Source organism: Bradyrhizobium sp. SZCCHNS30572 (genome assembly GCF_032484415.1).
Lineage (GTDB): Bacteria > Pseudomonadota > Alphaproteobacteria > Rhizobiales > Xanthobacteraceae > Bradyrhizobium.
On the sequence record NZ_JAUESY010000001.1, the window covers coordinates 891,746 to 915,072 of the forward strand.

General features: G+C 61.2%; 26 protein-coding genes and 1 tRNA gene. All 27 read left to right on the forward strand.

The annotated features are described in order from the left end of the window. The 27 genes from terL to QX048_RS04510 all read left to right on the forward strand — a co-directional run bounded on the left by terL (nt 1) and on the right by QX048_RS04510 (nt 23,241). Nucleotides 1-1,467, forward strand: a complete 1,467-nt coding sequence (terL, locus tag QX048_RS04380; protein ID WP_316200914.1) for a phage terminase large subunit — start codon at nt 1-3, stop codon at nt 1,465-1,467. 20 nt (nt 1,468-1,487) lie between these two features. Next, nucleotides 1,488-3,071: a DUF4055 domain-containing protein gene (locus QX048_RS04385; RefSeq protein ID WP_316200913.1), complete on the forward strand. Its 1,584-nt coding sequence runs from the start codon at nt 1,488-1,490 to the stop codon at nt 3,069-3,071. A gap of 38 nt (nt 3,072-3,109) precedes the next feature. Beyond that, complete coding sequence (locus QX048_RS04390; protein WP_316200912.1) at nt 3,110-3,430, forward strand: hypothetical protein; 321 nt, start codon at nt 3,110-3,112, stop codon at nt 3,428-3,430. Between the two features lie 254 nt (nt 3,431-3,684). Beyond that, the gene (locus QX048_RS04395) at nt 3,685-3,966 is read left to right on the forward strand and encodes a hypothetical protein (RefSeq protein ID WP_316200911.1); all 282 of its coding nucleotides are present in this window, start codon (nt 3,685-3,687) and stop codon (nt 3,964-3,966) included. 317 nt (nt 3,967-4,283) lie between these two features. Further along, nucleotides 4,284-4,359, forward strand: a tRNA-Asn gene (locus tag QX048_RS04400). 161 nt (nt 4,360-4,520) lie between these two features. Further along, nucleotides 4,521-5,465, forward strand: coding sequence for a hypothetical protein (locus tag QX048_RS04405; RefSeq protein ID WP_316200910.1), 945 nt, complete (start codon nt 4,521-4,523; stop codon nt 5,463-5,465). A gap of 105 nt (nt 5,466-5,570) precedes the next feature. Further along, on the forward strand, nt 5,571-6,551 hold the full coding sequence (locus tag QX048_RS04410; RefSeq protein WP_316200909.1) for a major capsid protein: 981 nt from the start codon (nt 5,571-5,573) through the stop codon (nt 6,549-6,551). A gap of 83 nt (nt 6,552-6,634) precedes the next feature. Continuing rightward, a complete protein-coding gene (locus QX048_RS04415; protein WP_316200908.1) occupies nt 6,635-6,946 on the forward strand; it encodes a hypothetical protein in 312 nt (103 codons plus the stop codon). Nucleotides 6,947-6,960: 14 nt separating this feature from the next. After that, nucleotides 6,961-7,404: a DUF1320 domain-containing protein gene (locus tag QX048_RS04420; RefSeq protein WP_316200907.1), complete on the forward strand. Its 444-nt coding sequence runs from the start codon at nt 6,961-6,963 to the stop codon at nt 7,402-7,404. Continuing rightward, on the forward strand, nt 7,404-7,892 hold the full coding sequence (locus QX048_RS04425) for a phage virion morphogenesis protein (RefSeq protein WP_316200906.1): 489 nt from the start codon (nt 7,404-7,406) through the stop codon (nt 7,890-7,892). The genes QX048_RS04420 and QX048_RS04425 overlap by 1 nt, the downstream gene beginning before the upstream one ends. Before the next feature lie 2 nt (nt 7,893-7,894). Next, nucleotides 7,895-8,479, forward strand: coding sequence for a hypothetical protein (locus QX048_RS04430; RefSeq protein WP_316200905.1), 585 nt, complete (start codon nt 7,895-7,897; stop codon nt 8,477-8,479). Then, nucleotides 8,479-9,936, forward strand: a complete 1,458-nt coding sequence (locus QX048_RS04435; RefSeq protein ID WP_316200904.1) for a hypothetical protein — start codon at nt 8,479-8,481, stop codon at nt 9,934-9,936. Before QX048_RS04430 ends, QX048_RS04435 begins: the two co-directional genes overlap by 1 nt. Nucleotides 9,937-9,951: 15 nt before the next feature. Further along, nucleotides 9,952-10,209 (forward strand): hypothetical protein, encoded by a 258-nt coding sequence (locus tag QX048_RS04440; protein ID WP_316200903.1) that lies wholly within the window; start codon nt 9,952-9,954, stop codon nt 10,207-10,209. Further along, a complete protein-coding gene (locus QX048_RS04445; RefSeq protein WP_316200902.1) occupies nt 10,190-10,549 on the forward strand; it encodes a GPW/gp25 family protein in 360 nt (119 codons plus the stop codon). Before QX048_RS04440 ends, QX048_RS04445 begins: the two co-directional genes overlap by 20 nt. A gap of 10 nt (nt 10,550-10,559) precedes the next feature. Then, nucleotides 10,560-11,435 carry a baseplate J/gp47 family protein gene (locus QX048_RS04450; protein WP_316200901.1) on the forward strand — a complete coding sequence of 292 codons (876 nt, stop codon included), beginning with the start codon at nt 10,560-10,562 and terminating at the stop codon, nt 11,433-11,435. Between the two features lie 3 nt (nt 11,436-11,438). After that, a complete protein-coding gene (locus tag QX048_RS04455) occupies nt 11,439-12,650 on the forward strand; it encodes a phage tail protein I (protein ID WP_316200900.1) in 1,212 nt (403 codons plus the stop codon). Between the two features lie 76 nt (nt 12,651-12,726). Continuing rightward, nucleotides 12,727-15,000, forward strand: a complete 2,274-nt coding sequence (locus QX048_RS04460; RefSeq protein ID WP_316200899.1) for a hypothetical protein — start codon at nt 12,727-12,729, stop codon at nt 14,998-15,000. A gap of 12 nt (nt 15,001-15,012) precedes the next feature. Continuing rightward, nucleotides 15,013-15,240, forward strand: coding sequence for a hypothetical protein (locus QX048_RS04465; RefSeq protein ID WP_316200898.1), 228 nt, complete (start codon nt 15,013-15,015; stop codon nt 15,238-15,240). A gap of 5 nt (nt 15,241-15,245) precedes the next feature. Beyond that, the gene (locus QX048_RS04470; protein ID WP_316200897.1) at nt 15,246-17,009 is read left to right on the forward strand and encodes a tail fiber domain-containing protein; all 1,764 of its coding nucleotides are present in this window, start codon (nt 15,246-15,248) and stop codon (nt 17,007-17,009) included. A 231-nt stretch (nt 17,010-17,240) separates the two neighbouring features. After that, a complete protein-coding gene (locus QX048_RS04475) occupies nt 17,241-17,567 on the forward strand; it encodes a hypothetical protein (RefSeq protein ID WP_316200896.1) in 327 nt (108 codons plus the stop codon). Further along, nucleotides 17,564-18,115: a hypothetical protein gene (locus QX048_RS04480; RefSeq protein WP_316200895.1), complete on the forward strand. Its 552-nt coding sequence runs from the start codon at nt 17,564-17,566 to the stop codon at nt 18,113-18,115. The genes QX048_RS04475 and QX048_RS04480 overlap by 4 nt, the downstream gene beginning before the upstream one ends. 10 nt (nt 18,116-18,125) lie before the next feature. Continuing rightward, nucleotides 18,126-18,734: a hypothetical protein gene (locus tag QX048_RS04485; protein ID WP_316200894.1), complete on the forward strand. Its 609-nt coding sequence runs from the start codon at nt 18,126-18,128 to the stop codon at nt 18,732-18,734. Next, nucleotides 18,731-20,029, forward strand: a complete 1,299-nt coding sequence (locus QX048_RS04490) for a radical SAM/SPASM domain-containing protein (RefSeq protein WP_316200893.1) — start codon at nt 18,731-18,733, stop codon at nt 20,027-20,029. Before QX048_RS04485 ends, QX048_RS04490 begins: the two co-directional genes overlap by 4 nt. Beyond that, the gene (locus QX048_RS04495) at nt 20,013-20,756 is read left to right on the forward strand and encodes an aspartyl/asparaginyl beta-hydroxylase domain-containing protein (RefSeq protein WP_316200892.1); all 744 of its coding nucleotides are present in this window, start codon (nt 20,013-20,015) and stop codon (nt 20,754-20,756) included. The genes QX048_RS04490 and QX048_RS04495 overlap by 17 nt, the downstream gene beginning before the upstream one ends. A gap of 72 nt (nt 20,757-20,828) precedes the next feature. After that, on the forward strand, nt 20,829-22,262 hold the full coding sequence (locus QX048_RS04500; RefSeq protein WP_316200891.1) for a phage tail sheath subtilisin-like domain-containing protein: 1,434 nt from the start codon (nt 20,829-20,831) through the stop codon (nt 22,260-22,262). 98 nt (nt 22,263-22,360) lie between these two features. Continuing rightward, nucleotides 22,361-22,891, forward strand: a complete 531-nt coding sequence (locus QX048_RS04505) for a phage major tail tube protein (protein WP_316200890.1) — start codon at nt 22,361-22,363, stop codon at nt 22,889-22,891. 77 nt (nt 22,892-22,968) lie between these two features. After that, complete coding sequence (locus tag QX048_RS04510) at nt 22,969-23,241, forward strand: phage tail assembly protein (protein WP_316200889.1); 273 nt, start codon at nt 22,969-22,971, stop codon at nt 23,239-23,241. Nucleotides 23,242-23,327: the final 86 nt, after the last annotated feature.

A 23,327-nucleotide genomic window follows, 5' to 3' on the forward strand; every position in this document is an offset into this window, starting at 1 on the left:
GTGAATTTGGTCACCGATGTCTCCCCTGAGGAGGCAGCGGCCGAGATCCTGCGTCGTAGGAGGGGCCGCGAGCACCTCATAGATTTCACCACCTACACGCTGCCGAAGTATTACGCCGATCCGTTCCACTACAAGGTCGCTGAAGCCCTTGAGCGTGTCGAACGCGGCGAGTGCAAGCGACTGATGATCTTCGCGCCGCCGCGGCACGGAAAATCGGAGCTGTCGACCAGGCGCTTCCCTGCCTGGTTCATGGCCCGAAATCCGTCGAAAAACATCATCTCGGCGTCATACAACGGCGACTTCGCCACCGGCTTCGGTCGCAACGTCCGTGATATCATCAAGGGAAAAGAGTTCGAGCGACTATTCCCGCACGTCAAGATCCGGCCAGACATCCGCGCTGCTGACGAATGGCAGCTCACCGATGAGTCTGGCGGTGGTCAGTATTACGCGGTCGGCGTCGGCACCGGCACTACCGGTAAGGGTGCCCATCTCTTCCTGATCGACGATCCGATCAAGGACCGCAAAGAGGTCAAGTCGGCAACGTTCCGTGACGACCAGTGGGACTGGTACCGCGACGTCGTCTACACCCGTCTGGAAGAAGACGCGCCGATCATTCTGACGTTGACCCGCTGGCACTACGACGACATTGCCGGCCGCATCATCGAGGCGATGGAAGATGGCAAGGGCCTCCCCTGGGAGATCCTGTATCTGCCGGCGCTTCCATGGGTGAAGAAGACGCCAGATGGTCAGCTGATCCTCAACGAGGATGGAACAGTTCCGGGCGACGCGCTCGGACGCAGGCCGAACGAGCCTCTCGCTCCGCACCGCTTCTCCTACGCAGCCCTGCAGGATCGTCTCGACGTTCTCGGCGAGCGCTCGTTCTCCGCCCTGTACCAGCAGCAGCCGATGTCCGACGACGGCGGCATGTTCCGCGGTGATTGGTTTGCTCCGATCGCCTTTGCCGAACTGCCTCCGCGACGGGCCAAGGTCCGTGCCTGGGATTTGGCGGCATCTGCTGACGGCGACTACACGGTCGGCGTCCTGATGTCGAAGGACTCCAACGGCGTCTTCTACATCGAGCACGTCATCCGCTTCCGTGGATCGCCGCTCGAAGTCGAGAAGAAGATCCAGGAGACCGCCAAGAACGACGGACGCTCCGTCCAGATCTTTCTCCCGCAAGACCCAGGCCAGGCCGGCAAGAGCCAGGTCCAGGGCTTCATTCGCCGGCTAGCCGGCTACATCGTTAAGACTGCCCGCCCCACAGGATCGAAAGAAGTCCGCGCTGCCGCATTCGCTGCGCAGGCGGAAGCCGGCAACGTCAAGATCGTCCCAGGTGCCTGGAACACCGTCTTCACGGACGAGCTGGAGACATTCCCGCTCGGCACCTACGACGACCAGGTCGACGCTGCTGCTGACGCATTCAACTCGCTCCTCGGTCCCAAGAAGGCGGCGGTCCTTGACTGGTAACGTCAGGACATCCCCCCACCATGGCAACCGCCACCCAACAGATCAAGTATACGCCGTCTCCGAAGGACGGTAACCCTGGACTGCTGTCGTCCGCCGCGACGACCATGCAGCAGCGCACGAGGATGCTCCGGGCCGTCTATGGCGGTACCGAGACCATGCGTGCTCAGGGCGCGACCTTTCTGCCGCAATACGAGAAGGAATCCGACTCTCGCTATGCGTCGCGTCTGGCCTCCACGTTTGCCCTCAACAAGCTGCGCGAGGCGGTGGATGCTGCATCGGCTAAGCCCTTCCGGACCCTGCTGAAGGTCATCAACGGCGATCCCAACCTTGATCTGTGGGTCGAGGACATCGACCTGATCGGCACGCATCTGCACGTCTTTGCCCACCAGTTCTTCAACAATGCCATGCTGGACGGCATGTGCCACATCCTGGTGGACCATCCGGACACCTATAACATGAAGAGCCTGGCGGACCAGAAGGCATCCGGTGCTCGTCCCTTCATGAAGATGTACAAGGTCGACGATGTGGCCGCAGCCTATGATGCGTATGTCGGCGGCGATACCAAGACAGTCCATGTCCGCATCCGCGGCCAGCGCGCCGATCGCGATGGCTTCAAGGAAGTGCTCTACAACCAGATGCGGGTCATTGAGATCGACCCGACGTCGAACGGCAAGGGCATCGTGCAGCTCTGGGAACAGCTCGCGACCTCTGGTGGCTCGAACTGGACCTTCGTCGAGGAGACCCCGCTCACCAACATGACCGAGGTGCCGTTCGTCACCCTGTTTGCCGGCGAGAAGGAAGCCGACTACCAGGTCCGTCCGGTCTTCATCGACCTAGCCTACAAGCAGATCGAGCACTGGATCTCCAGCTCGGATCAGCGGTCAATCCTGTCGGCGGCTCGGTTCCCGATGCTGGCTTGCTCCGGCGTCCAGATCGACCCGGAGGATGAGGCACAGTTCGCCATCGGACCCTACAAGGTGCTCTACGCACCCGAGGCCAACGGCCGTTGGTATTACGTCGAACCCAAAGGCACCGCGATCGACTCCGGCATGAAGGACCTGGAGAAGCTCGAAATGCAGATGGACATGATGGCCCTGAACCCGGTCACGGGCACGCACCGCCAGTATGTCCCGCAGAACGAGCGCGACATCCAGGAGACCCGAGTTCACTCGGTTGTCCATGACATGGCAATCAACTGCCAGGATGCGCTCGAACGCGCGATCCGAATGATGGGCAACTGGACTGGGTCCGACTACTCCAACGTCAACGTGGTCCTGAACACCGAGTTCTCGAACACGAAGGACCGTCTCGCTGAGGTCGCCCAGCTTGCTGCCCTGTGGGAGAAGCGCGGTCTGTCGCGCGAGGTTCTGCTGCAGGAAATCCGCGCCCGCAATCTGGTTGGTGACGACTTCGATATCGCCAAGGAACTGCAGTTATGGGCCGCGGTTGATGCGATCAACGCATCGGGTCAACAGCCGGGAGTCTCCAGCACTGGCACGACCGGTTCGGCTCAGCAGAGCGGATCAACGTCCGGCCAGGCCGACCCAGCTCAGCCCCTGCCGAACTTCCCGACCGGTTCGACGCGCCCGACGCCGCAGTTCTGATTGACTTGCATTCGTGCAAGTTGTAGGCGAACGAGTCCATGACCGAGAAGCTGTTGTTCAAATGCGAAGGCTACGTGTGCGAGCCCTGCACCAAGAGGCAGGGCACGCTCGTGCGCGAGCTAGTGCGGATGATCCCGCGCTCGGTCGTGGCCTTCGGCAAGCTGATCGGTGATGAATACTGGTGCTGCCCGATCTGCTTCGAGCCGAAGTTCACGGTGAAGGGGAGGAAGCCGGTCAATGGAACCAGTCAAGCTGAAGTGGTGGGAAAAGCTCCTGGGATTGCCCGAGGAAGGCGCTCTGCCTCCACCAAGGCCGGCCCCCGTCTCGTTGCCACCTCAGGCTCCGCAGCCGAGTCCTGAGCAGCTCGCCCTGGAGCGACTGGTTCGGGAGCAGGAAAAGACCAACTTCTGGCTCATGATGCAGCCGGTCCTGATGCATCCGTTCAAGGCGGTGATGGGGATTTTCATCCTCTACATCATCATCCACGTCTGGATCTACGGCTGAGAAGGCCTACTATATTACCGTTTGCGCGAGCGTTTGCATTTTTGCATTCTGGACTTGACAGAAGGCGTATATTGTGGTTCAACACTGGTGAAATGCAGATAGTGTGCAAATGAACCTGTTTCACCGCAAGATCTTGGTCCAAGCGTTCAAATTGCCCCTCTGGGGGCAGGCTGCCGAAGAGGTCGCGCCGCAATGGCTCGTCCGCCGTCTGCAGAGTGGTGAGCTGAAGGTCAACTCCCTCGGGGGGCTGACCATGTCGTCGGCGTGGGGCGTGCAATCCTGTGCCGCTGGCGACGTCATCCTCCTGACCGAGGATGACACCATCCAGTTCGCCAAGCCGGAGGAGTTCGACAAACTCGAACCCGTCACGGAGCTGCAGATCGCAGCGTAATCCGACGCTCTCCCTCAGAGGGCATCCAGAAGCCGCTCAGGACCTCCTGGGCGGCTTTTCTGCATTCGGTCACTCACTCACACTTGCCCGCCCGGTTAACGCCTGGCGGGCATTTTTTTGGCCCGGCGGGCCACCTCTTTCCGTTCCGCGCTCCCTTGAATGGTCGAGCGCGGCTTTCAGCGGTCTCAGCTCGCATCCCGCACAAGACGAGCAGAGATATCCAAGAGCGTGCCGCACGCCCGCGCCGCCGCTGAACAAATTCAGCCTGGATCAGATCGGCAGTCCGGCCGCTCGCCGGCAACGGATCCCTGGCCCATTGGCATGTAGCTCAGACGGTAGAGCGCCTCGCTGTTAACGAGGGTGTCGCAGGTTCGAGACCTGCCGTGCCAGCCAGCCTCTCCTGCCATGCGTAGGACGAGCATACGGGGCCGTTCAGCGGCCCCAGCCCAATTCGCCAGCAATGACCAACCGAGCGCCGGGATGGCCTCGGAACGATCGCTGCTGGCATCTCTGATTCCCCGGATCCTCGGGGATATCACCGGCCCTCAGGCGGGATGCTTGAGCGGTCTTTATCACGAGGGGCGGGATGCCCCGCATTTCCAGGGATTGGAATGCTCAAAGCAGTAGTCACCGATATCAACACCGTCGATGAAGCCCATCGCGCCTTCTACGTCGAGAAGAACGGGAAGTTCTTCCTGAACGTGACGCCGGCCGAAGGCTACGAACTCGACGACGTCAAGGGTCTCAAGACGGCTCTCGGCGGGGAGCGCAACAACGTTGCCATCCTCAAAGAGCAGCTGAAGCCCTACGAAGGCCTGGACGCCGCCGCGGCTCGCACCGCGATGGAGCGTGTCGCCGCCTTCGGAGACATCACCCCTGACGCAGCCAGGACGGCTGTTGAAACCGCTGCACGACTGTCGCAGCTCGATCCCGCGAAAGAGGCGGATCGGATCGCAAGCGAGAAGTTGGAGACCCTGAAGGGCCAGCTCACCGCGCAGTTGAACCTGCGTGAGACCGAGCTGACCACCCAGGTCAAGAACGCCAACGCCACGGTCGAGAGCCTCACGGGGCAACTGCAGACGATCATGGCCGACAGCCAGATCAAGTCTGAAGTCGCAAAAGCAAACCCACTGGACGACGCGCGGGATGCCGTCGAACTGCTGGTGTCCAAGTTCGTCAAGACGTCCATGAAGGACGGCCAGGTGATCGTTCAGGTGCTCGACACCAACGGCAACCCCCGCATCAAGGACGTGAATGGCACCCCCTTCACTGTCGCCGATCTCGTCACCGAGATCCGCGAGAGCCGCGCCTCGCTCTTCAAGCCGGAAGAGAAGCGCGGTCTGGGAACGCAACCCGGCACCCACGGCACTCCTCCGGCAGGTGGTGGTCAATCCAACCCCTGGATGAAGGATACCTGGAACATGACGCAGCAGATGCTGCTGTCGAATACCAAACCCGAACTGGCCAAGCAGCTGAAAGCAGCGGCCGGCGTCAAGTAACCCTTCGCGCCCATCCGAACCAGTGCATGCGCCCGGATTCTGTCCGGGCGTTTGCTTGAATGCAAACAGCCGCAAACGCCGTCTCAACAAAAGCAAGAGTGAGAAATGACTGAGACTCGTCTCGCGGACATGATCGTCCCGACCGAATTCAACAACTACGTGCAGGTGCTGTCGACGCAGAAGTCGGCCCTGTTCCAGTCGGGCATCATCACCGACCTGACCAGCGTCATCGACGCGGAGATCAGCGGCAAGACCGTCAACATGCCGTTCTTCAACGATCTGGACGCTGCGGACGCCGAGCAGGTGCTCGACGACAACAGCGACCTGACCGTCAGCAAGACCTCCACCGGCCAGGACGTGGCGGTGAAGCTGCTGCGCGGTAAGGCGTTCGGCGCCTCCGACCTGTCGTCCGACCTCTCCGGTGCGGACCCGATCCAGCTGATCGCCAACCGCTTCGCCGAGTGGTGGAACCGCCGCATGCAGACCGCGCTGCTCGCGACCCTCGCGGGTGCGATGGGTTCGGCCGGCATGGAAGCCAACGTCAACGACATCTCCGGCCTGACCGGCGGTGCCGAGAACTTCGACGCCGACTCGTTCATCGACGCCGCGTTCTTGCTCGGTGACGAGCAGGGCGGTCTGAACGCCGTCGCCGTCCACTCGCTGACCCTGAAGGCGATGGTCAAGGCAGACCTCATCGAGTTCATGCCGGACTCCGAGGGCAAGCTGACGATCCCGACCTACATGGGCAAGACCGTCATCGTCGACGACAGCATGCCGGTGTCGGGCAGCGGCGCGAACCGCGTGTTCACCACCTACATCTTTGGCCCCGGCGCGATCGGCTACGGCGAGAAGTCGCCGAAGACCCCGGTCGAGGTCGAGCGCCAGGCTCTGAAGGGCATGGGCCAGGAGTACATCGTGCAGCGCCGCCAGTGGGTCATGCATCCCCGCGGCATCAAGTGGCTCGGTGGCACCCAGGTCGGCGTCACCCCGGCGAACTCCGAGCTGGCAAACGTCAGCAACTGGCAGCGCGTGTACGATCCGAAGATCATCCGGATCGTCGCGTTCAAGCACAAGCTGGGCTCCTAATCGTCTGACATCAGACGGTAGGATCTGAAATCGACCCTCCTCGGTGAAAGCCGGGGAGGGCTTTTTCGTTATTGGAGACATCCATGATGGGAACGACTGGCTTCCGAGCCCGTGAGGCGGCTGCGAACATTCGCTTGCGCAAGCAGCGGATCGTGTCGCCTGAGGTGCGCGCCGCGCGCTTCGCCAACCTTCACGGCAATGCGTCGGCCGAAGATGCCGCAGCCGAGGCTGCTGCAAAGGCCGCTGCCGAAGCCGCCGCCAAGGAAGCTGCCGAGAAGCAGGCTGCTGAGGCTGCCGCCAAGGAAGCTGCCGAGAAGGAAGCTGCCGAGAAGGAAGCTGCCGAGAAGGCCGCTGCCGAAGCTGCTGCTGCAGCGAGCAAAACCAAGAAGAAGTAACCTGACAGAGGTTCATGATGGGCTACGCGAGCAAGGATGATATCGACAAGCTTTACGGCACTGATCTCCTCGTCCGCATAGCCGATTATGATCGTGACGGCACTCCTGATGATGCCGTTGTTCAGCGCGGTCTGGACGGCGCAGACGAGATCTGCGACGCCTACCTCTCTTCTCAGTACACTGTCCCGGTTGTCCCGACGCCGGGTATCGTCAAGAACTGCGCCATCGACATCGCGGTCTACAAGATCGCCCTCGGCCGAACAGGCCGGACCGATGAGATGCGCGTTCGCTATGAGGATGCGCTTGCAATCCTCGAGAAAATTTCCACCGGCAAGGTTGGCCTCGGCCTGCCGCCGGTCACCACGACCGGCACCGATGCCAACGGCAACCCGGTGACCACGACCACGAACCCGAACGTCACACGAGGTGGCCGATCGTTCGACTGCGGGAGGGCCTGATGGGCGCTTTTGCGGTCGATCTCAATACCGACGACCTCGCCCGCCTCAACGCCCGCCTCACCAAGCTGCTGCATGACGCCGAGCACCTCCATCCTGTGATGGAGCAGGCTGCCGAGTACATGCAGCGCGCTACAATCAATCGCATCCTGCGCACAAAGATGTCCCCGGAAGGGGAGCGATGGGCTGCGCTATCCGATGTGACTATCGCCCTGAAGGGGCACGACAGGCCGCTGTTCGACAGCGGAGAGCTGTCTCGCAGCATCGATGTGACTGATGTGGCCGATCACGGATTCGAGCTGACGGCGGACACCGAATACGCATCCTGGATGCAGAACGGCTTCAACCATGCCGGCCGGAAGGCGCGGCGCGGCGGCAAGCGCTACAGCAAATCCGACAAGGTGCCGGCGCGACCGTTCATGGGCTTCTCGGAAGAGAACGTCAAACGCATCTCGAAAATGATCCGCGACTATCTCGCGCACGGAGGCTGATGATGGGAAAAGTCGTCGACTTCCGGCAGAAGATCATCGACGGCGTCAAGGCGCTGTACCCGAACATGGATGTGGACTGGTACGACGGCCTGTTCGACGAGCAGGACATCGCCGACTGGACGCTGAAGACTCCATGCGCCCGCGTCGCGGTGATGGCCTCCAAGAGCGAGCCGACCTTCACGGGCGAGCTGAATGCTCTGCTCCGTGTCGTCGTGGTCTTGATCGACGAAAACAGAAATGTCGCCCTCGATGGCGACGCCAGGGCCTGGGACATGGTCGAGACCGTAGCCACCTGGGCTCATCAGAACCAGTTCGGACATCCCGACGCTGCTCCGGCGCAGAGCGTTCAGTTCAAGCGGATCAGTCAGCCGGTCTTGAGGCGCGAAGGCGTCTCGGTTGGCGTGGTCGAGTGGCAGAGTGATCTCATGATTGGCACCAACAAGGTGCTGCAGCGAGACTTCGTCTGGAACAACGGCCAGATGGTCACCAAGGTGCCGAGCACCAGGGCAACGATCCTGGGCCATGTTCATACAGAAGCGGGTCTGACTGGCGACGAGACGGTCGATGTCACACCCGAGGTACCGTAATGGTGCGTGCAATTCATGCGATGGAGCGCCGGCTCCAGGATTTGGAGCGGAAGTTCCAGAACAAGGAGCGGCTCGGCAAGATCGTCGCAGTCAAGTTCGAGAAGAATCGCTGGTACGTCAAGATGAACGACGGCGAGGATCAGACCCCGAGCGGGAATGAGACCTACTCGAAGCAGGACACCTTCAAGAGCGACTGGCAGCCATGGCAAAGCCATTCGCACGCGACGATCAAGTATTCGGTTCCGCCGAAGGTCGGGATGCATGGCATCCTGCGATCGGTCGGCGGCATTCCCGAGCTGGGGACAGTCGAGCCGTTTCATTACGGTCCCGACACGCCATCGCCGCATGGCAAGCAGGATGAGACAGTCGGCCTGATCCACGAGAAAGAGGATCAGCAGCACTGGCTGCACCAGACCAAAGACTCGAACCACCTGATCATCAAGACCAAGAAGAAGCAGCAGGGCGCCCCCACGGGCCTCGGCGATATCTCTGGTCTGGGAGATCTCGCAGGCATCAGCCAGATGGCCGGCCTGAGCGGCATGGACTTCTCCAGCATGCTCGGCGGCCTCAGCAATCTCGGCAACCTCGGCAATCTCGCCAACCTCGACATCTCGAACATCGCCAACATGGCTGGGATCTCGCAGCTGTCGGGCATCAACCTTGGACAGCTCGCCAATATCGGCTCGATGGCCAATCTGTCGGGTCTCCCAGGCCTGTCTCAGCTCGGCAATCTCGCCGGCATCGCCAATCAGGTCTCTTCTGGAAACCTGATGGGCGTCGTCGGTCAGATGATCGGCGGCGGCGCGGGCGGAGCGGCCGGCATCCCAGCGAGCCTCGCAGGAGGCGGCGGTGGAGGTAGCGGCGGTAGCTCTGGATCTGGCGGCTCGGACACGAGCGGCTCGGATGCCGCATCATCCGATCAGCAGCAGTCACAGCAGACGCAGCCGCCCAAACTTCCGGAAGTGCCGGAAGAGGGTGATGACGGCGTCACGCGGCAGCTGGCCGACAAGGAGAAGATCCTCAAGACGGTCGGCAAGAACAAGTCCTACTACCGGCAAGATGAAAAGCTGATCAACGTCCGCTATGGCGAAAAGGGAGCCAAGGGCGACGTCCTGATGGACGAGAACCAGGTCAAGATCCAGTTCAAGGACAAGAAGGCCAGCGTCAAGTGGACTGAGAACGACCTGAACGTCACCTATGGTGAGAACCAGGCCAACATCAAGCTGGACCAGGATGCGATTGTCCTGAAGCACGGCGATGGAACGACGGTCACATTCCACAAGGACCACGTCGAGGTGAAGGGCGCCAACAGCTGCTCAGCCGGCGTCGATGGCCGATGGGTCAACATCACCAAAGAGCGCGTCAACCTCGGGGTCTCCGGACCCAATGAGCAGGCTGATCAGCGCGTCATGACAGAGGCTGGGCCATCTCAGGTGGTCTGGGCCAAGATCGCGTAGCGAGAAAGAAGAAAAATGAAAACCTACGAAGTTATCAAGGATTTCTGGCGCAAGGGCGTCCTGGTGCCGGCCGGCTCCGTCATCACCGCGGTCGAGGCTGAGGTCAAGTATCTCGCGCACGCCGTGCAGGAGAAGGTCGAGGAGGCTGAGGCCGTCGTGGCCAAGGTCGAGGCGACCGTCACCAAGGCGGTGACCGCGGCAAAGGCTGTCGAGACCAAGGTGCTCGGTGCCGTTGCTTCGGAGAAGCCGGCCGATGGCAACGATTCCAACTGAACACCTGGTCGACATCGATCGTGAGACCGGTGAGCTGATCCAGGGCTGGCCCCGGATCAAGCAGAGCATCTTCGTCATCCTCACCACCCGCCTCAAGGTTCGCCTGATGCGGCTGTGGTGGGGATCGGCGTTCCAGAACATGCAGGACAAGCCCTCCAACGAGGAGACGATGATGTCCGGCATGATGGCCGCGATCGCTGCGATCAACACCTACGAGCCGGAGTTCAAGGTCACGCGAGTGGCCATCGACGAGGCTGATGCATCCGGCGCGATTACGATCACCATCGATGGAATCGACCTCGTGGAACAGGTGCTGCGGAGAACTTCGGTCACCATCTAGCGAGGGTTGAATGCCCAATTACACGTCGCCCGCGCTGTATATCGACTTTGCGCGTCTCCCCCCACCCGATGTCATCGAGACCATCGATTACGAGGTTCTGCTCCAGCGCTACAAGGATGAGGTTCTCGAAAAGAACCCGAAGCTGAAGGCGGCGCTGGCCCTCGAACAGTCTCCGACAAACATCATCCTCGAGCCGCAGGCCTATGGCGAGGTCCTGGTGCGAGCGCGGGTCAACGCCGCTGCGCGCGCCGTCATGCTTGCCTTCGCCAAGGGTGCGGACCTCGACAACCTGGCCGCCTTCTTCGGCGTCGAACGCCTCGCGGACGAGTTGGACGACAGCCTCCGGCGCCGTGCGCAGATGGCCCCAGAGGCATTTTCGACGGCCGGCTCCGAGGGAGCCTACATCTTCCAGGCACTGAGCGCCGACGTCCGCATCCGCGACGCCACGGCGACCAAGGTCAACAAATTCGGTGGCGTCAAAGTTGCCATCATGCAGAGCGGCAACAACCCGATTCCGACCAAGGACATCATCGCCAACGTCGTGAAGCGCTTGAACCAGAAAGGCATCAAGCCGCTCACCGACGTCATTTCGGTCTGTCCGGTCATGCCGCTCCGGACTCAAATCGTCGCCAACATCACGCTGTATCCAGGGCCCGATGCGGCCCTGGTCATGCAGGACATCGGCACGGCGCTGACGAATGTTCGCACCAACGTCTCCCTGATCGGACGAGATCTCACCCGATCGGCAATCATCTCGGCGCTCAATCAGAACGGGGTTCAGAACGTCGAGTTGATCTCTCCAGAGGCCGATATCGTGGCCGGCAACGACCAGTGCGTCGTCATCGAGTCCGCGAAGGTCACGCCGCTCCCGACCAGATTGGAGTAAGCCATGGCCCCGTTCCCGACGCGCAGGATGGATCACGTCCTGTCCACGAATGCGACGGAGTACGAGCGCACGCTGGCCTCCCAGGTCGAACGCCTGCTCGAAATCGACATCCCGATCCGGAAGCTCTGGAATCCGTGGACTTGCCCTGAGAACCTGCTGCCTTACCTGGCCTGGGCGCTCTCGGTCGATCTGTGGGATTCGGAGTGGCCGCTGACAAAGCGCCGGAGCGTGGTCGCGAATGCGATCAAGCACCACCAGATCAAGGGCACGCTGAAGGCCATCGAGACCTACGTCGAACTCGTCGACAGCAAGGTCCTGAAGGCCACGACGCCGCCGGCCAAAGTCTTCTCAGGCCCCTCGCTCAACAAGGAACGGCGGGAGGCATGGCTTGCCAAGCTGCCGCAGGTTCGGATCTACCAGAACTATCTGCGTGGCGCTGCCCGGCGCCGCATTTTCTCGGGCGGCAGCCGTTACAGCAGCTTCCTGGAGAGTAAGTTCCCGACGCCGAACGAGGCGATCACGCGGCTGTCGAAGCGGGCATCCTGGGTTGTGAACGGTGTCGAGACCGACACCAAGATCGACAACGAGGGAGCCTACTTCAGGCTCTACATCAAGGCTGTCCGGCCGTATTCGACCTTCTGCAACACGCCTCTCGGCCTGAAGAAGAAGTTCCCGATCCCGTCCACGGCATACAACCGGATCGTCACGATCGCCCCGATTGTCATCGCGCCCTGGCGTCGTGCGGTTGGGCCTCAGCTTGAGCCGGTGTCGACGACGCCGGAGATGATCACGATCCCTGGCAAGGAAGGCAAGGCCGTCTATTCTGGCCGTCCGATCTTCAAGCGGTTCTTCGTGCCATCAATGGCGCCGTACCACACCTACGAGCGGTACGCTGTCAATGACGGATCCGTAGCAGGGGCCAAGCGCCCCTCGATCCAGTTCATGGGTGTCGGCCGGTATGGCATCGAGCCGCACTCGGCCGAACTGAAGGTTCAGATGCAGACGCGGTGGAGCAAGTACAAGGCACGCCTTGCGCAGCCGTTTGCTCCGAAGACGCGCTTCTTCACGCCGCATGACGGCACGCTGATGACCAAGAACCGACAGGCCATCATCGCGGCCAAGCGCATGACCGACAAGATCCTGCTCGATACCGACACCAAGCCTGGCTTCGTCGCCGGCCTGCCGCGGTTCGCGGGCGACCCGATCATCATCTGACAACAACCAGAATGCATTGAGCCCATCGTCCGCGGGGACGGTGGGCCTTTTCGCGTTCGCAGCAAGAGGCCCTTAGATGGACCAGCAAGTCATCTTTCGCGACTATCAGGAACAGACCGCGACCGATCACAACAACATCCAGGAATACGTCCAGACGGCGATGGACCACATCGTCTCCGACGCAGTTTCGAGGACCCGGAAATACTCCGGACTGATGGTCACCAAGACCGGGCAGATCGAGGTCACGGTTGGCGCAGGTCGCGTCTACGACACGGGCGCCGTCTATGCGCTCCGATCGGTCCTGACCCAGTCGCTCGCCACCTACGTGGCAGCTGCCGCCCGACGCATCGTGACGATCTCGGCTTATGGCCAGGAAGTCGAGACCGACGTCGAGCAGCGCGATTACCTGACGGACGTCGACACCGGAACGGTCGAGCCGCGCTCGGTCGCCATGACCCGCTCGCGCAATGTCCAGATCGTGTTCACGGCCGGCGCCGAGGCTGCCGACCCTGTCCCGGCGGCTGTGCCGGCCACCCATGTGGTGATCGCCAACGTTCTGCTGGACACCACGCAGATCGTCTCGATCGACATTCAGGATCAGAACCAGGTCGTCTCCACGGACGCGCTTGATATCCGCACGGACCTGCTCGAAGCGTTCCGCTCGATCATCGAGCCGCGCGTTACCTCGCTGGCATCTGACCTCGCCGACCTGGCGAACCGCATGAGCGGCCTGAGCAGCGCCTCGGACCTGTCCCGCGTCTATCTCGATCTGGCCCGCGTCAAGGAAAGCCTCCGCTATCCAGCCGATGCATCCGGCTTCGACACCGACTTCTTCCTCGATCAGACAAAGTCGGACATGACCAACAGCAAGCTGTTGGGCTTCGACGCCAGGGTCGAGGAGGGCATCCGTTTCGCCGATGCCAACAAGAACCAGTTCGAGATCTCGCTGTTCTCTGCGAACGACCCGAACGCGGCGCTGGCCGGCGGCTACCTGATGCCGAAGTACAGCAATGTGCTGAAGATCCAGACCGGCAATTACACCGAGTCGCTCGGCATCGCGCAGTACGGCTACCAGGTGCATTCGATGAAGGTCGGGTACATGTCCCGCACCCGCATCAGGTACGGCGGAAGCTACACGGTCTGCACCAATGGCAACGCCTGGAGCACCCCCGGGAACCCGTCCGACATCTCGAATCTCTACGACTTCAACACGATCGAGTATTCGACGGTCACCACGATCCGAGACCCACACGGAAATGGTGACGGTACCGTCGCCTGGCGCACGGACTATTACTGGCTCGACACCTGGGAAGAGCCGTACATGTACGAGGTCACGACGAACCTCGCCGTGACCGGTGCTCAGGTTGCGCAGACCTTCCTGGTCTCGAACGACATCATCGCGACTCAGCTGGGTTTCTACATCACCCAGAAGGCTGCGAACGAGGATATCCACATCGCTCTGTGCGAGGTGACCGCCGGCCAGCCCGACCTCGAAAAGGTCGTGCTCAAGACGGTCTATGCGCAGCAGAACATCGTCACAGGTTGGAACCTGTGCCCGATCCAGCCGACCTTCCTCCAGAAGGGCAAGCGCTACGCTTTCGTGTTCATCTCGAACGCGAACCACCAGATCGGCATGACCAACGGTCAGTCCTATCTGGACGGAACGTTCTTCTACTCGACGGACGGCATCTACTACATGGGCGACCTGACCAAGGACATGATGATCCAGGTCTATGGCGCTCAGTTCGCCTCATCCCAGGTTGCGATCGAGTTCGCTCCGATCAACCTCGACGGCGGCTTCCGCGACATCGACATCCTCGCTGAGCAATGGGTGCCCGGTTCGTGCGAACTCGTTTTCGAGATGCGACCGAACGGCACCGGCGAATGGCAGCCGCTGATCCACGACAATGCGGGGGTCCTCGCTGTAGCTCCGCCTCTGGCTCAGTTCAGGGCTCGCTTCGTCGGTACCCGGGATATGATGCCGATCCTGCATCTGACGGGTTCTCGCGTTAGCGTCTCCCGGCCGAAGACGGCTTTCAAGCATGTCTCGAAGACGATGACCGTGCCGGCGCTGTCCAACGTCACGCACAACGTGACCTTCGTCAACCTGCTCGAAATGTTCGATCCGACTCCGCACACCTACGCGATGACGGTTCGGGTCGGCTCGACGGAGTACTCGCCCGACACCACCGTCACGGTGCTGAAGGACGCGGAGGCGAAGCGCTACGAGAAGACCTACACCTTCAGTCTGCCGGCCGGAACCACGCAGTTCACGATCGAGCAGACCGGAACGACCAACTCGCCACAGGTCACGTACCACGTCGCCGAGCGGTCGTTCTATACCAAGTAAGGAACCAACTTTATGGCCGACACTGATAACGCAGCCGCTCCGGCGGCTGCTACGCCCGTCGTTTCTCCGGCTGCTGCCCCGAAGCTACCGATCGACCCTTCGAAGAGCTATCGCCTCAAGCTCTCTCGTGCCGTCGAGATCGCCCCTAAGGTCTGGGCGCGTCCGGCCCACGAGGCGGTCGTCAAGGGAAGCCTCATCGCTGATCTCGGTGATGCCGTCATCGGCTACGAAGAGGTCTAAACCAGATGGCGCGCAGGTACGATCAATTCTACCGGGTCAAGGCGAGGGATAATCTCGGTGACCCCGAGTATTGGAACCAGCGCTTCGAAGACCTCGACCGCCGAATCAACTCGAACGAGGACGGTCTTGCTGCCATCGGTGGCCTGACCGCCTACGTCGAGGGACTCGCCCTCAACCGTCTCGATCTCGTTCTGGCGCCAGCGCTCGACAAGATCGCCCTGGTTTCCGAGCAGGGCTTCCTGCTCGCCCACGCCAACAACACGGTGACGCTCAACGTCACCACGTCGCAGACCTTCGCAATCCCCGACGCCGCGGAGAGGGAGCTGTTCGCTCCGTCCCCGTTCGTGACGGTCACCCGACAGGCGAACAATACCGACTATGCGTTCTGCAAAGTGCTCGCATGGGACCGTGATGCCGGCCAGCTGACTCTGCAGCCGATCCAGATCTTCGGCAATGCAGGTCCATTCAGCGACTGGGTGATCTATGTCGGAAGCGCGATCCCGCAGGTAGCGGCACAGGCTGTGACGGATGCTCAGGCGGCACGAGATGCTGCCAAGGGCTACCGCGACACGGCGTCGGCAAACGCAACGCAGACCGGGCAGGACAAGTCAGCGGTCGCTCAGATGAAGTTGGACGCCCTCGCGGCTCGCGATCAGTGCGCGACGTATGCGGCGAACGCCCAGATCTTCGATCCATCCTTTTACATCAAGAAGGATGAGGGCGGCACCTATACTGCCTCTGTCAACTTCACGGTCAGCCCGACCGTTCCGACAGCACTGGCTGGCGACAACACGCAGAAGGTTGCATCGACTGCCTTCGTGAAGAATGCTCTCGACGCGCTGATCAACGGTGCCCCAGGTACCCTGGATACGCTGAAGGAGATCGCCGACAAGCTGACGGCCGATGAAGGCATTGTTGGCGCACTGACCACCACGGTGGCCGGCAAGCTGCAGAAGGACCAGAATCTCGGCGACCTTCCGGACAAGGCGGCTGCGAGGACGAGCCTCGGCCTGGTTGGTGCAATGCCGACCGGCAAGGCGACCGTCAACGCCAGCGCTGGCAGCGCAACAAGCTATATGCGCTCCGATGCCAGCATCCCGATCGACACCGCGATGTCGCCGACATGGACTGGGACTCACATCTTCCAGCACAATTCTGGGACGACGTACGGTTTCAACACGGCGGTGGATGGAGCTATCAGGGTCTACGCTCCCGACCAGGGCGCTGCGATCATGTCATTCCACCGACAGGCCTATGCTGTCCAGGTCAGCCTCGATGGCGACAACTGGATCCGCATCGGTGGATGGTCTGATGGTGCAAACTGGCGGTTCGGTGTCGACGCGAGCGGAAACGGATACTTCCGGACCTCTCTTGGCGTTGGCGCGACTCCGGTCGGCGGCGGCTCGATCATCGCTACGGGGGACGTCACCTGGGGTTACTCGGATATTCGTCTGAAGGATGACATCAAGGTCATCGACAAGCCGATCGAAAGAGTCAGGAAGCTCAAGGGTGTCACCTACATCCAGAGCGAGCTGGCGAAGCTTGTTGGCGCTCCTCCGCAGGATCGGCGCAAGGCGGGTCTGCTTGCTCAAGACGTTGTCGAAGCACTTCCGGAGGCCCTTTCACTGGCTCCGTTCGATCGCGATGAGAACGGCAAGAGCAAGTCGGGCTACGAGTTCAAGAACGTCGATTACATCCAGACCATCGCTCTCCTCGTCGAGGTGACGAAGGTGCTGGCTGACAAGATCGAAGCTTTGGAGGGCGCATAATGGCTGTGCCCTCCTCAGGTCAGGTCTCATTCTCGACCGTCAGTTCCGTGTTCGGATGGGGGCATAGCGGAAGCAACTATGCTGGCCGCGTCGCTTACAGATCATCTGGGGCGTTTACGTTCCCTTCCAACAACTTCCACATGTCGGCGTTCTACGGGACGTCGCCTACCAACGAATGGAATTGCGCCTGCGCAAGCGATTGCACGGGCGCCTGCGGCAAATGAGGACAATATGGATCAGGCCCTGAGTGCAACGTTCAGCTACAACGTCCTGGATTGCAGTCCGGACGGCTGGGCGCGCGTCGAGTTCTCGCACGACACACTCGGGAGCCTGATCAAGTCTCTCGTCTTCATTCCACTCAACCATTCAGCTGAGGAACAGCGTGGCGCAATCGTCATGCAGTTCCCAGCACAAGCATTCCACTCGCGATACCTCGCCCAATTGGCGCGAGAGGGAAAGCACCTAACGCCGGCCTCGCCGGAGGGGAGGTTCACATATCGCATCGACAAGCCGATGGAAGACCCTGTCGGCCTGCCTCTGGAAACTCACAAGGTGTGACGATGCAGTTCAGGCGACTCCGTTTCGAGAATTTCACGATCACGATCTTCACGGCCGACGCAGGCCAGGAGCGGATATGTCCTCCTTCAGAGTTGACGCGCGGACTGACTGCTGCGGACGCTCCGGCTATCGCTCACCTGCTCGAAGGCAAGGACGACGCAAGGCCGCTGCACACCATTCCGGTTTACACCAAAGGCGGCTTTGAGGCTCTCGGCGGCGATCACGCCCCAGACCCTCGGCCGGCCGGCAGCGGCGCGACCCAGTTCGTCCGTGGCATCGACAATTACAGGCTCAGGGCTACGGCTGATGGCAGCGAATACCACTGCATTACGCCAAAGAGCCAGACCCCAATCTTCTGGCAGCGCGCTTTCGTGTCCGGGAACGCCGGAGACACATTCGAGGTGCAGCCCGGAAATTTCGTCTACCTCGCAGAGGGCGCGATCGAGCTGTCTCACCATCAGTTCCGCGGACCCACGATGCTGGAGATCACTCGGCCGCTGACTGCAACCGTCATCGAGCCGGTCATGGGCGCCAAGCTCTGGCGCTGAAAGGACACTCATGCCCACGATCCGTTTCCTGACGCCAGCTGACTTCGGCGACATGTGCGACATCATCGATAAGCACAGCAGCGGAATGGGCGCCTGGTGCAACGATCCAACTGCTCCCGTCAGGGCGTATTTCCGCCGCTTGGCAAAGGACCATGTTGACCAATGCTTCGGGCACGGGATGACAAACTTCTGGGGATACTTCGACTACGCTGGAAGGCTCGTCTCCTGGGTCAACTTCATCCGCTGGGCTGACGACACGAACATCACGATTCGCTCTGTGATCGAGGATCCAGACGCAGCTCTGCCTCGCCAGGATGGTGCGGTCTGGTCCAATGCAGCGGTCGATCTCGTGAATTGGGGCATAGGATACTTCTGGTCCGAGGGGGTCTCGGCCTTCTGGTGCAGGATGTTCGCCGGCAAGGAAGATCGACACATCTCGGTCCATCCCAACTGCATGCTGATCGAATACCAGCGGGAGAAGATCGTTGACATCCCGGGCGGCAAGCTGCCGCCGGAGGAATACCGGAGAGTCTCGTGGTCGCCGTTCGATGACGACACGGCGATCTATCGGTTCTCGGACCCGCTGCCTCTGGCGGCATACCTTGAAAGCGGAAAATGATCCGACTGGAATTGCTGGGTAAGGACGGAGAGGTCGTGCCTCTGTTCTACGATCAGCACACCTCACGTCTGCTCGACAACGATGGCTTCCGGGCTGTCGACTTCACGGGAAACCCGATGCTTGAGAGCGAGCCTGTGCAAGCTCGCCCATTCATCGCAGTCGATTACGATCAACCTGGCCGAAAGGTGCGGGAAGTCAAGAAGCTGAAGATCCAGCTCGGTCTCGGGTGCCAAAAGTCCTGCCTCTACTGTTTGCAGGCGGCCCAAGTTCAAAAGGCGGCGCTGTCATCGACCCGCGATGCCAGCGAGTTTCTGGCGAACATCGACAGCTGGATCGAAAATCCGCAAGGGATGGAGAAGGTCGAGCTTTGGGGCGGAGAGCCGTTGCTCTACTGGAAACATATCGAGATCCTGGCGCCTGCGCTGATCGAGAAGTTTCCGAATGCGCGCTTCTCGATGATCACCAACGGCGAGCTGCTCACGCGGGAGATCGTCGATAAGCTGAAGTCCTGGGATTTCTCGATTGCGATCAGTCACGATGGTCCCGGCCAGCACATCCGCGGCGACGACCCGTTTGAGGATCCGCACAAGTTCGCGATGATCCAGTATGCGCAGAGAACATTCCATCCGCGCTTCTCGTTCAACGCGGTGTTGACGCCGGCAAGCAACGACGTCAACGCTATCATCGACTGGTTCCAGGATTACTTCCCTGGCTGCAATGTCGGGTTCGAGGGCGTCGTTCACAGCTATGCCAGCGACCCATCGTCGATCTTCTCGGAAGAGCAGCTCAACGAGTTTAGCGAGCGGCTGTCGTATCAGTTGGTCGACGGCTCTGCGATCAGGTCGGGCATGTTGCACCACAAGCTGAGGCAAGCGGTCTCTTCCATGGTGAACGAGCGCTCCTCGGAGGTGCTGTTCCAGAAATGCGGGATGGACATGCCGGAGTATCTGGCAGTCGACCTGAAGGGCAACGTCATGACCTGCCAGAACGTGGGAGCCAACGGCAACCACAAGATCGGGCACGTCAGCGACTTTGATAAGATTGCCCTCAACACCTCCCGGCACTGGAGCAAGCGGCCTGAATGCCAAAGCTGCCCCGTGCTGCAGCTCTGCCAGGGCGCCTGCATGTACCAGGGCGGAGACAACTGGACGCATAGCTGCAACGCCGAGTTCTTCTACAACCTGGCCTTCTTCAGGGCGGCGCTGTTCATCCTCACCGGCCGCTGGCTGGTTGGGTTCAGCGGCGACATCGTGCGTCCGAAACTGAAAAAGGACCTCAATGTCGAAGTTCGCTGATCTGGCGTCGAAGCTGGAAGCGATCCCGCACCTCAACCTCTGTAAGAAATTCGACACTGATCTCTTACAGTGGGAGCTGTCGAAGATCGATCAAGCTCTGTTCGTTCCATTCCGATCCAAGAGCCGGCACAAGGAAAAGATCGCGGAATGCTGGCACGGCCTGTCATTGGTCGCACCGCACGGATCGATCCACGACGATCTGACAGAGGAGAACTATGCCGGCCGGACGGACAGCACCTGGACGCCGGTCGCAGACAGCTCCCCATACATCAAGCAGGTCGTCACCGAGCTTGGTGGTGAAGGGCAGCGCGTTCGTCTCAATCGCCTCGGGGCAGGAAAGAGCCTGACCTGGCATCGACACGGCACCGAGTTGTCGATGATCGCCGGTGTCGTCCCAGCAGGCCAGAGACGGCCGAACTGGTACGAGCTGATCGTGCATGTCCCGATCGTCTCAAGCGATCGCGTCAGCTACGAGGTGATCCCGACTCAGGCTTACGAGTTGGCAGATTTCGCAGCAGGCGGCTTGGAGATCCACCAGAAGACATATCCGCAAGGCGAGGCGTGGTGCTTCAACAGCGCCCACTATCACAACGTCTTCAACCGCTCCGCCGATGATCGCTACGCGATCATGCTGACGCTCGACATCAGGATGCGGAAAACCTTCGAGATCGTTTCGAGAGCCGTCGATCGATACATCGAAAACCAAGAAGGGCCGCTGATCACCTGATCTGCGACCACCACACCATCACTCCATGCAGCCGCCCCTGACCGGGCGGCTTTTTTGTTGGGAGAACCCTACGTGACTGTTCAATATCTCCACGGCATCGAGACGATCGAACTCGACAGCCCCTCGGGTCCGGTTGAGACCGTCAAGTCGAACGTGATCGGCTTGGTTGGCACCGCCCCGAACGCCGATCCGGATCTCTTCCCGCTCAACACTCCGGTCCCGGTGTTCGCCGACGCCCTGAAGGCAGGCCAGCTCAAGAGCGATGGCACCCTGCTCGACGCCGTGGACGCCATCTACAGCCAGAAGTCGGCTGTGATCGTGGTGACCCGCGTGGCCGAAGGTCAGAGCATGGAAGAGACCTGGTCGAACGCGGTTGGCTCGCCGACCGGAAAGACCGGCATCTGGTCGCTGCTCAAGGCACGTCCGCTGCTGCAGGTCATCCCCAAGCTGCTCTGCGCTCCTGGCCTCACTTCCGGTCGCCCCACCAACGGCGTCAAGAACCTGGTCATCGGCAACACGGGCGGGAGCTACGTGCTCAACACGACCTCGATCACCATCGAGGCTCCCCCGGCCGGTGGCCGGCAGGCGAAGGCGGTGCCCCAGGTGGTCGGCGGCAAGCTGACCGGCGCCATCATCACCGACCCGGGCTACGGCTACACGGACGTTCCGGCCGTGACCGTGACCGGTGCCGGCGCAGGCGCCACCGTCACCGCGACGCTCGGTCATGTGGCCAATCCGGTCGGCGTGGCGTTTGCCTCGATCGTCGATCGCCTCCGCGCTGTCGCCTTCCTCGACGGCCCCGGCACCTCCTACGAGGATGCGGTCGAGTACCGCGGCGACTTCGGTAGCCAGCGCATCTCGATCATCGACCCGGGCGTCCTGTCCTGGGACACCGAGAACTCGGTCTACGTGCAGAAGCCTGCTTCGGCTTACGCGGCCGGCATCCAGGCTCGCGTCGATGAGGAGAAGGGCTTCTGGTACTCGTTCTCGAACGAGCTGATCCAGAACATCGGAGGCCCCGCACGTCCGGTCGACTTCATGCCGAACGACCGCGACAGCGAAGCCAACATGCTCAACTCCAACCAGATCACGACCATCATCCACGATGATGGCTTCCGGTTCTGGGGCCTGCGCAACACCGGCACCGACCCGCTCTGGGCGCAGCTGTCGGTCCGACGCACCGCGGACATGGTTTACGAGAGCCTGGAGCGCGCCGAGCGTGTCCGTCTCGACAAGCCGTTCAGCTACCAGCTGCTCTCCGGCATCCAGGGCGACGTCAACGCCTACCTCCGACTGCTCCGCTCGCGCGGCGCGCTGATCGGCGGAAAGTGCTGGATCGACCAGTCCATCAACACCCCGGCGACCTTCGCCAACGGCGAGCTGACGGTGGACTTCGATCTGGAGCCGCCGGCCTGCTTGGAGCACCTGCAGTTCCGCGCCCGCCGCAACCCGAACTACTACACGAACTTCATCGAGGAGTTCGCTCGGCAGGTTGCGAACGGCTAAGCGCTGCTTCGTCTCCGCAACAACCACAACACCAAGAGCTATTCACGAGCCGCTCGGTCCTTCTGGGCCGGGCGGCTCTGGCATGGCCGGAGAGCTAAATGGCAAACAACAACCTTCGCGACTCCAACATTCTCCAGGACTTCACGGTCTGGATCCAGGATATCGGCAAGATCGGCGAGTCGCCCGAGTTCCAGCCGCCCGAGATCAACATCGAGGTCGAGCAGTTCCGCGGTGGCGGTATGGACGGCACGGTCGAGATCCCGATGGGCATCGAGAAGATCGAGTTCGACTTCCAGCTCCACACCTGGGACGAGCAGATCTGGCAGAACCTCGGTTACGGCCCCGGTTCGCTCGATGTTCCGGTCACCTTCCGCGGCTACATGCTGTCCGCGGCCGGCGCCGAGAAGGGCGTCATCATCGAGACCCGCTCACTCATCAAGTCGATCAAGCCCGGCAAAGCGACGCCCGGCAAGAAGGTCGAGATGACCGTCAATCTGTGTGCGAACTACTACGCGCATTATATCGACAACAGTCTCGTCACCGAGATCGACGTCTTCAACAAGATCACGAACATCGGCGGCGTCGACAAGACCGCCAATGCCCGGCAGATCCTTGGCTTCACCTACTAAGCCCTGATCTCCCGAACTCCAGGCCTCGCCATCCGGCGGGGCCGTTTTCTTTTCCAGTCACATAGGTGTGCAAACCAATGACCCAGAAAGTCTTCAACCTCACCCAGCCCTTCGAGTATCGCGGCGCGAACTACATCGAGTTCAAGGCCCGCCGGCCGAAGGTGCGCGACCTCCGCAATTTCGTGAAGAACGTCGATCGCGACAGCGTCGCGGCCTTCGAGAAGGCGCTCGCCGACTTGTGCGAGGTCGATGAGAAGATCATCGCCGAGATCGACATCGAAGACTTCGGCCCGATGAAGGCGTGGTTCGAGGGTTTTTTGAAGCCCATGCTGAACGGATCGGACGAATAATCGAGGACTCGTTCCCAATCTTCGAGCGCTTCGGCTGGACGCTTGACGCCGTCGAGGCGCTCGAATGGGACGACTTCCTCCTAATC